The sequence below is a fragment of the Variovorax sp. P4_D9 genome (genome assembly GCF_056401695.1).
Genome location: NZ_JBFUIU010000412.1, coordinates 1 through 8,062 on the forward strand (window position 1 = coordinate 1; position 8,062 = coordinate 8,062).

At 62.0% G+C, this 8,062-nt stretch carries 11 protein-coding genes; 6 read left to right on the forward strand and 5 right to left on the reverse strand.

Features of this window, described 5'->3' with window-relative positions; translation table 11 throughout:
- Positions 1–224: hypothetical protein (locus tag AC1DY5_RS33120; protein WP_478118398.1), on the forward strand; the 224-nt coding region annotated here is incomplete at its 5' end.
- Between the two features lie 117 nt (positions 225–341).
- On the opposite strand, the gene AC1DY5_RS33125 is transcribed toward AC1DY5_RS33120, so the two are convergent.
- Both AC1DY5_RS33125 and AC1DY5_RS33130 read right to left on the reverse strand, forming a co-directional pair.
- Positions 342–488: a hypothetical protein gene (locus AC1DY5_RS33125; protein ID WP_478118400.1), complete on the reverse strand. Its 147-nt coding sequence runs from the start codon at positions 486–488 to the stop codon at positions 342–344.
- Between the two features lie 29 nt (positions 489–517).
- Entirely contained in the window at positions 518–766 is a 249-nt protein-coding gene (locus AC1DY5_RS33130; protein WP_478118402.1) for a hypothetical protein, read from the reverse strand.
- Positions 767–1,140: 374 nt separating this feature from the next.
- Between AC1DY5_RS33130 and AC1DY5_RS33135 the strand changes: the two genes are divergently transcribed.
- From AC1DY5_RS33135 to AC1DY5_RS33145, 3 genes are all read left to right on the forward strand, one after another.
- Positions 1,141–2,778, forward strand: coding sequence for a LuxR C-terminal-related transcriptional regulator (locus AC1DY5_RS33135; RefSeq protein ID WP_478118414.1), 1,638 nt, complete (start codon positions 1,141–1,143; stop codon positions 2,776–2,778).
- A 120-nt stretch (positions 2,779–2,898) separates the two neighbouring features.
- Positions 2,899–3,279: a cupin domain-containing protein gene (locus AC1DY5_RS33140; protein WP_478118404.1), complete on the forward strand. Its 381-nt coding sequence runs from the start codon at positions 2,899–2,901 to the stop codon at positions 3,277–3,279.
- Positions 3,276–3,899: a class I SAM-dependent methyltransferase gene (locus AC1DY5_RS33145; protein ID WP_478118406.1), complete on the forward strand. Its 624-nt coding sequence runs from the start codon at positions 3,276–3,278 to the stop codon at positions 3,897–3,899. Before AC1DY5_RS33140 ends, AC1DY5_RS33145 begins: the two co-directional genes overlap by 4 nt.
- 214 nt (positions 3,900–4,113) lie before the next feature.
- Here the strand turns inward: AC1DY5_RS33145 and AC1DY5_RS33150 are convergent, their stop codons facing one another.
- Complete coding sequence (locus AC1DY5_RS33150; RefSeq protein ID WP_478118407.1) at positions 4,114–4,794, reverse strand: redoxin domain-containing protein; 681 nt, start codon at positions 4,792–4,794, stop codon at positions 4,114–4,116.
- 464 nt (positions 4,795–5,258) lie between these two features.
- Here AC1DY5_RS33150 and AC1DY5_RS33155 point away from each other — a divergent pair, with 464 nt between their 5' ends.
- A complete protein-coding gene (locus AC1DY5_RS33155; RefSeq protein WP_478118408.1) occupies positions 5,259–5,468 on the forward strand; it encodes a hypothetical protein in 210 nt (69 codons plus the stop codon).
- A gap of 318 nt (positions 5,469–5,786) precedes the next feature.
- Here AC1DY5_RS33155 and AC1DY5_RS33160 read toward each other — a convergent pair whose 3' ends face one another.
- Both AC1DY5_RS33160 and AC1DY5_RS33165 read right to left on the reverse strand, forming a co-directional pair.
- Positions 5,787–6,236 carry a hypothetical protein gene (locus AC1DY5_RS33160; RefSeq protein ID WP_478118409.1) on the reverse strand — a complete coding sequence of 150 codons (450 nt, stop codon included), beginning with the start codon at positions 6,234–6,236 and terminating at the stop codon, positions 5,787–5,789.
- Between the two features lie 381 nt (positions 6,237–6,617).
- Positions 6,618–7,316, reverse strand: a complete 699-nt coding sequence (locus tag AC1DY5_RS33165; protein WP_478118411.1) for a GntR family transcriptional regulator — start codon at positions 7,314–7,316, stop codon at positions 6,618–6,620.
- Between the two features lie 160 nt (positions 7,317–7,476).
- Here AC1DY5_RS33165 and AC1DY5_RS33170 point away from each other — a divergent pair.
- Positions 7,477–8,062: cytochrome P450 family protein (locus AC1DY5_RS33170; protein WP_478118413.1), on the forward strand; the 586-nt coding region annotated here is incomplete at its 3' end.

An 8,062-nucleotide genomic window follows, 5' to 3' on the forward strand; every position in this document is an offset into this window, starting at 1 on the left:
CTACGAAGGGTCTATCGATGAGCATGCGGGCCGACAGAGTCCACGCCAAACTGAAATGGTTCGCCGCCTGCGAGAGGATGTTGTTCGCCCTCAACCCTCCAGAGAGGGCCACCGATGGCGACCCGCCGATTGACCTTCAGGAGGCTGTGCGGCTGGCCGATGAGGCACTTGATGAGTTGCGTGCGGCCTTTGAGATCGACAGACCTGCCATACCCACCCGTTGACTGAACTGAAGGAACCAGATCGCGAGAAGCGGCCCGGACGCACCCATCAATCGGGCGCTCCCAGCGCCTTCATGTGAGCCACGATTGCCTCGAGCTTTGCGAGGTCAAACACCCCGTTCAGGATCGCGGATCCGCGGATCCGGTGTTGAGCACGTCCAGGTCCTTGATCGCGCCCTCTACCTTGGGCAGCGGGAATTCCTCGGCCACGCGGACCTCGTGGTTCCTGCGGGCGATGCGCTTGGGGTCTGGGGGCTTGCGGGGCATACGCCATGGTAGCCCGAGCCTGCTCGGCCCTAGCCGTGCACCTTGAGGTAGTCACCGATCAACGCGACGATGCACCGCCGCTCCATGTCGATTGAAGGCCCCGAGCTGGGCTCGTCGAGCTTGCTCATCCAAGCCTTGACCGTGGGCGGCGATAGATCGCCGTTGTTCAACAGCATGATCAACGAGCCAAAGATCTCGGCTACGGCATTGCGATGGGTGGTCATCACGTCGCGCAGGTAGTCCGAGTTCTTCAGGTACTGCTCAAATTCTCTTTGCATGGAGTCTCCTCTGGTGTTCGAGCATAGACCTGAACGGTTCAGGGGACTTAGGCTCTGACTGTTAGAAGATCTGCCCGCCCTAGTACTGGATGCGCATCCATGCTTCAGCGCTCAATAAGTTTGATGCGGAAGACGCGTATGGGCCCACAGATGCGGTCGTCTGTCTTAGCGATCCGCACTCCCGAAAGCTGCCGCCGGCAACATAGATTCTGCGGAGAAGGTATCGCATCAAAACGACGATTCGGCGAGCGGGAAGTCCTTCCCGAGAAGCGATCTGCCTGATCGGGCCTGAATGAGACTCGTGTGAGCCGTCAGTTGGGACAGCCGCAGTGTCCGAGGGCTATCCTTACCGGAGATCACACTCTCTGAAGGTGATGACCGTACCCAATGCAATCGAACAGGGCCGCGAAGCCGTGGCGCGTCGGGCGTGGGCACGCGCCTACCGCGCGTTCGTGAGGGCTGATCGGACGTGTCCCCTCGGTCCGCAGGATTTGGAGCATCTGGCCGTCGCGGCGTACATGCTGGGCCGCAACGACGAGCACCTGGAATGCATGAAGCGGGCGCATCGCGCACACCAGCACGCTCGCAACCTGCCGCGTGCCGCGCGCTGTGCATTCTGGGTCGGCATCAATCTCGCGGTGCGTGGTCGGGTCAGCCACGCGGCTGGCTGGTTCGGTCGCGCGCAGCGCCTCGCCGAAAGCGGGCCGCGCGATAGCGTGGAGCACGGCTACCTCATAGTCCCCACGCTTCTGAAGCGTGCGGGGGAACGGGACTGGAAAGGCGTGGCGGATATCGCGAAGAAAGCGGAACGCATCGCCGAACGTCACGGCGATGCGGATCTCTTCGCCCTTGTCGCGCACGAGCGTGGACATGCGCTGGTTCAGCTGGGGCGCGTCGAGGAGGGCTTGCGACTCATGGACGAAGTGATGGTATCCGTCTCGGCCGCCGAGCTCTCCCCGGTCGTGACGGGCCTGGTGTACTGCAGCGTCATCGCCTACTGCCAGGATATGTTCCAGCTGAGCCGCGCTCAAGCTTGGACCCAAGCCCTGACGGAATGGTGCGAGCAGCAGCCGGAAATGGTGGCGCACACGGGGCAATGCCTGCTCCACCGCGCCGAGGTCGCGCAACTGCTGGGCGACTGGCGCTTGGCATTGCAGGAAGCGGAGTGGGCGAAGACACAATTCGCGAAGGCGATGAACAGTTCCGCCGCCGGTCACGCACTGTACCTGCAAGGCGAGGTGCACCGGATGCGGGGGCACTTCGATCAGGCGGAAGCCGCGTATCGCGAGGCTGCCCGGTACGGTTACGAGCCGCAGCCTGGCCTCGCGCTGTTGCGACTCGCCCAGGGCAGAACGACTGCTGCGGCCAGCGCAATTCGACGGGCGCTTTCGGAGACCACTGATCCGGTTCGTCGCGCCAAACTGCTTCCAGCAAGCGTGGAGATCCTCCTGACCGAGGGAAGTACCGACCAGGCCCGGGCAGCGTGTGTCGAAATCGAAGAATCATCCAAGGGCCGCAGAAGTGAACTGCTCGACGCACTGGCCGCCCACTCCCGCGGTGCGTTGGAACTCGCCGAGGCGAAGCCGGACGCGGCGCTCGGTACCCTGCGGCGGGCCTTCGAGGCATGGCGGCAGCTCGAGGTCCCCTACGAAGCCGCGCGCGTGCGCGTGTTGATCGCAAAGGCTTGCCGCATCTTCGGGGACGAGGAAACCGCGGAGCTGGAGTTGGACGCCGCACGAAGCGCCTTTTCCGAATTGCGCGCGGCGCCTGACCTCGCTCGCGTGGATGCACTCGCTCGAGGGACCGCGTCCGGATCGGAGCATGGACTGACCAAACGCGAACTCGAAGTGCTCCGCCACGTCGCCGCGGGCCTATCGAACAAGGCAATCGCCCGGGACTTGGCGCTGAGCAGCAGGACAGTCGATCGCCACCTCAGCAACATCTTCGACAAGCTCGACGTGTCTTCGCGTTCAGCTGCAACGGCCTTCGCCTACCGCGAACGGCTGATCTGACATGAGATGGGTGGAAACACCCATGGCTTCGTTTCAGCACGCTGGGCGGTTCACGCGATGTAGGCAGCACACCGAATCGGTACCTTTGTCTTCATGCCCGACTCTTAACGGAGACACGACATGCCAAAGGTATCGCGCAACACCGCTTCACATTCAGTGGAACTCGAAGGATTGGATGTGCAACTCGGCCACCTCGAAGGTGGATATTCCGTGTGCTTCGAGAAGCACACGGCGGACGCGGAGCTCGGTGCACTATTCCGCGGCTTGCCCGGCGACCGCTGCCCACTGCCGCGTTGGGGCTACGTGCTCAAAGGCAAGGTGAGCTTCGTCTTTCCCGACCACAAGGAAACCTTCGAGGCCGGGGACGCGTACTACGTTCCTCCGGGTCATATTCCGGTGCATTACACGGGGACCGAGATCGTGGAATTCAGCCCGACCGACGTCCTGCAGGAGACGATCAAGGTCGTGATGTCGAACCTGCAACGGGGCGGAGCCTCATGAACTACCGGCTGGCTTACGCCATCGGCTTCCATCCGTGGGAGGCCGCCGCCGCCGATCCGCCATTCGTCGCAAAGGCGGCGCAGATGTTCGACCGCGAAGAGCGGGGCCGCCAGCCGCCTTACGGACGCGCGCTCGATCTCGGCACCGGGAGCGGCATCTGGGGAATCGAGCTCGCGAAGCGTGGCTGGCAGGTGACTGGCGTGGACCTCGTCGAGAAAGCATTGCGTCGTGCGCGTGATCGAGTGCGCGGGGCAGGCGTGGAGATGAAGCTCGTCCGGGGTGACGTGACTGCGCTGGGCCGCGCAGGCATTGGCGACGGTTTCCGTTTGATCCTCGATACGGGTACATTCCACGGCCTTCAACCCGAAGAGCAGATCGCGATGGGGCAGGAAGTCACAGCCGTCTCCGCACCTAACGCAACTATGCTGCTGCTCGTGTGGCCAAGACGGATTCGGCCCTTGATTCGTGGCGCCTACCGCAGCGAGGTCGAAGCCGCGTTTTCCGCCTGGGATATCACCGACGTGGAGCCTTCATATTTCAGTTTGCCGAAACTGGTGGAAGTGATCCTAAGGCCCGACGAGAAGTGGTACCGGCTGCGGAGAAAATGTCGTTTGAACTGATCAACCGCAGATAGACCGCCTGAAAGAAGCCACTCCCGAGTGTCTGGAGATGCCCACAACGGTATTCGGCGCTCGTATGTCACGTACAGAACCTGGCTCCCTTGCGGTCCATCGCCCTTGACCGCTCAACGGCATATGCAGCAAGCAACGGTTGCTGCATATGGCCAGAGGCTGCTACCTGGCAGCAAAACGGTGGCGGGTGATCCGCCGTAGGTCAACGTCCAAGGCTGCCAGCGGCGGCAATGATCTCCGCCGCATTCGGGAAGATGGAGAGGCTGTTCGGCCCGTCGGGCGCCTCGATCTGCACCCAGCCGACGATGCCGGCCGCATCGACCAGGAAGTGTCCGACGAGCTGAGTGCCGTGGTTCGCGACGATCGCCTYGTCGRCTTCTTCAAGCTCGAAGCCGTCCWTGGCGTTRAKTGCGGCGAGGGCTTCCARCGGYTGTARCGGTTCCGSCARCTCACCGGTAGGGTTGATGCGCGACGCGACGAATTCCGCCATGCTTGCCTGATAGGGCCATTCGGGCTGCTCAAGGCTGCCATCCGGCAGGAACTCGCCACGCGGCACGCCGAAGGCCCGGTGCGTGACGCATTCCGGGTCGCACAAAAGCGTCACCGTCGTCGGCCGGTGGCGGAAATACAGGCGGGCGTTGTCCAGGGGCGTGTTGATCACTGCCACGGTCTCTACGCCCGCCGCATGCAAGGCCGGCTGTACGCCTGCAAGCTGAAGCACCTGGCGCCGGCAGAACGGGCAATGCAGCCCGCGATAGAAGCCAATCAGGAACGGGCGACCACGCAAGCTGTCGAGGGAGACTATTCCTTCGAGGTTGGCCGCCGGAAGCGCGAACGCCGGGGCAAGTTCTCCCGGTCGCAGCGGGCGTCTCTGGTCTCCCATGGAATACCTCCTTTGGGTGCTGTTGTCGTCGAGTTGAACGACGGATTTCGACCGTATCACTTGTCGAAGGAAGGCACAACGCTCAACGTCGAGTGTCGCGTCCGCCTCTCAGCCTAGGGCAAGCGGTTGGGTAGCGACCGATGCCCTATCCTGGCGACGATCGTCCGTTTCGATTGCGGGACGCGCCCTGACCTACCTTGGTGGTGGTCTCCCAGCAGGGCGCGATCACGATGCCCGTTTTTCTCATCGAATCAACCACTTGCGCGCGCCGCCGTCAAAGTTGGGCCTTAATCTTGATGGGATCTCGGTCTAACTATGAACGAACTCAGTCGGATGCAGGGAAGCGCGTCGCGCAGGCGTACAGTCGCGTATGAGCATGTCGATTCGGTGTGTGTCTCGGCTACTGATGGCGGCGTTACCCCGCCCGTCGCGGTATGCACCAATGCTTTCACCGGAGGGTGCCCATGAACGAAAGATCCGCAATCGACGAAGCACGCTTTTCGCAAGCCGTGGAGCTCGTTGCCGCAGCCGTGTCCGCCAATTCGCTGAGCAGCGATCGGAGCTTTGATGCGCCCACTCACCAAGACGTCATTAGAGTGGCGCTGATTCGCGCCTACCAGACGCTTGGGGACGCCCGTGACGAGATTGAGGGTCATGCGCGCAGTCCGGATTGACCTGGACCAGCCTACGCCTGTGGCGGCCGCAAAGGGGTACGGGGGAATTGAGCGACCTTGGGCTATTCAGACGCCCCTCGGATCTTTGTAGCTCATCGCGGAACCGGACTTCACTCGCCTCGCTGTCAGCTGTCAATATCGCTGCACAGCGTCTCATCAAGGATGGGCACCTGCCCATTGAGTAGCCGCGTTCGGTCGGCCATGAGCTGGGAGCCGAATGCGATGCGGAATATCGGGTTCGACGCAGGGAGCTCACTTTGCGAGCTCGGACCGGCCGCTGACTTGGTGCTGTTCTTCGATTGCCTGAACGAGCATGCGCTAGTGCATCTGAGTCGACGGCCGGAACCGGTCAGAGTTAAGGATTGCGTGAACGATCCGTGCTAGCAACTTGTGCGCGAGGTATTCGTCCCGGGTCTCGCAGATCGGGTCCGACCTGTCCGGCCTGCGGGTCAAGATCCCGCTGGGCCATTGATAGAAGCAAAGCAAAGTGGAGGCGGAGTCGCCTTCGACGGCCCGGACCTTGTACTCGACCGCGGCAGGCAAGTCGTCTACTGCGATGAATTTGGAGACGAGATCGAATGCAGTGCCGAAGCACTCTCCGGTCGTCGACTTAGGGCCAACGGTGAACGTTGTGCCAGGGGGCAGCGTGTGGCTTGTCGACAGCGCCAGAGCCTCATAAAACTTATGGCATTCCTTCTGCAAGCCGATGAGAGTTTCATTGACTCTCCTGGTCATCGAATTGATAGCGAGGATGTCGGCAGGGATCACGGGGTCCTTTCGAGTTGAGGTCGAATACTATGCCAGCCCCCTAGCGTTTGGTGACGCATTCGCGTGGGCAGTTGAAGTAATGTTCCCACCCTTCCGATCTGAGCTTCACTTGCCTGTTCTTCTCGAGGAGCGCGAAACGTGTCCAGATACCTCCTAGGCTAGCCCCCTTGGCGCAGGCATCGCCGGCAACGCACTCGTCCGTCTCCATGCTGAGCTGGGGTATGGCCTGTTCCTGCGCGAACGACGCCGCGGATGCGGCGACGGCTTCCGCGAGGCTCCCACGTCCACAGCCGATATTCGCTCGAGGTCTTCGATGCGCGACCGTCCAATCACTCCTTCGCCCGCAAGGCGCAGATGAGCGTCATCGCACGCCGGTCTCTTTCAGCTCATCGCCGGACCAACCGTGAGCGCGGCCGCGGGATGGGTGAGGCGAAGTTGCGTTTCCGGCGCCAAGCCGCTCGCGGTGCTCGCGCGATGGACTTCCATCGCCTGGAGGCAGACCTCGCGATCGCGGCGAATCAGGCACTCGATCAACCGGTCGTGTTCGTCGACGGTGCGCAGCCGAGCGCTCACCTCGGCCATCTTTGTCGCAATGAATGTATCCGCCAGCGTCCACAAACGCTTCACCTCTTCCAAGATGATCCGGTAAGGCGACAGCGAGTAGATCTGCAGGTGGAACTCGCGGTTGAGTCGCACGAGGGGGGTCCAGTCCGCGGCCGTGGCGACGACGCGCATCTGCTCGTTGAGTTCCTTCAGCGCCGCGATGCAGTCGTCATTCGGCCAGGCAATGGAGCCCAGCAACTCGTTCTCCAGCAACTGCAGGATACGGCTGATTTGGGCCAGTTCGTTCGGCGCGCGCTTCGCCACGAAGTAGCCTGAGTTGGGGCGGTGAACCAAGAGGCCCTGGTCTGCGAGGAGGTTCAGCGCCTCACGTAGCGGGACTCGGCTAACCCCCAGTTCCTCGGCCATTTCCTGCTGGCGAATCTGCTCGCCCGGCATCAGTTCGCCCGACACGACCTTCGCCCGAAGTTGCTGAAGGGCGCGCTCCATGACCTGGGCCTTTTGTGTGATCGGCGGCATGCGCTCGCCTCCTGTTCAGTTGATTGGATTCGAGTGTAGTCCTAACACGCATTCACGATTGAATTCAATCTAGGTGTTATCCCTAATGGCATTCAAAATTGAATTCAATCACAGTAGCCACATCGACCAAGCGCGACTTTCCTCACCAACAGGAACAGACATGGCATCCGAAGCAACCTTCGAGTTCGATCCATATTCGATTTACGTACAGGAAAACCCTTACCCGTACTACGCCGTCCTCCGGCGCGAACACCCGCTTTACTGGTGCGAAAAGGCGAACTGCTGGGCGCTGTCCCGTTACGAAGACATTTCGAACGCTTGCAACGATGCCAAGCGCTTCTCTTCGGCTCGCGGCAACGTCTTGGATGACGACCCGGCACGCATGGGCAACACGCTGGGCACCAGCGATCCTCCCAAGCACGATCAGCTGCGTGGTCTGGTCAACGCGGGGTTCATGCGCGGACGGGTCCTGGAGCGCGAGCCACAGATGCGGGCCATTACCCAGGAGTTCATGGACGCTTTCTTCGCCGCCGGCGAGGGCGACATCATCACGGATCTCACGGCTCGGATCAGCACGTCGACGATCTGTGACCTGCTCGGGTTCGGGCGCGCCGACCATGTCCAACTGAAGAAGTGGGTCGATGGACTCATCTACCGGGATCCCGTGACGCGTCAGCTGCCGCCCTCCGGCCACGAAGCGCGGCTCGCGATGGTCGACTACGCCCAGAGGACGATCGAGGCACGGC

What these genes read in the sequence shown, in the direction of transcription:
- AC1DY5_RS33125 (WP_478118400.1), bottom strand. Translation starts at nt 488, where the DNA reads ATGCCCCGCAAGCCCCCAGACCCCAAGCGCATCGCCCGCAGGAACCAC.
- AC1DY5_RS33130 (WP_478118402.1), bottom strand. Translation starts at nt 766, where the DNA reads ATGCAAAGAGAATTTGAGCAGTACCTGAAGAACTCGGACTACCTGCGC.
- AC1DY5_RS33135 (WP_478118414.1), top strand. Translation starts at nt 1,141, where the DNA reads ATGACCGTACCCAATGCAATCGAACAGGGCCGCGAAGCCGTGGCGCGT.
- AC1DY5_RS33140 (WP_478118404.1), top strand. Translation starts at nt 2,899, where the DNA reads ATGCCAAAGGTATCGCGCAACACCGCTTCACATTCAGTGGAACTCGAA.
- AC1DY5_RS33145 (WP_478118406.1), top strand. Translation starts at nt 3,276, where the DNA reads ATGAACTACCGGCTGGCTTACGCCATCGGCTTCCATCCGTGGGAGGCC.
- AC1DY5_RS33155 (WP_478118408.1), top strand. Translation starts at nt 5,259, where the DNA reads ATGAACGAAAGATCCGCAATCGACGAAGCACGCTTTTCGCAAGCCGTG.
- AC1DY5_RS33165 (WP_478118411.1), bottom strand. Translation starts at nt 7,316, where the DNA reads ATGCCGCCGATCACACAAAAGGCCCAGGTCATGGAGCGCGCCCTTCAG.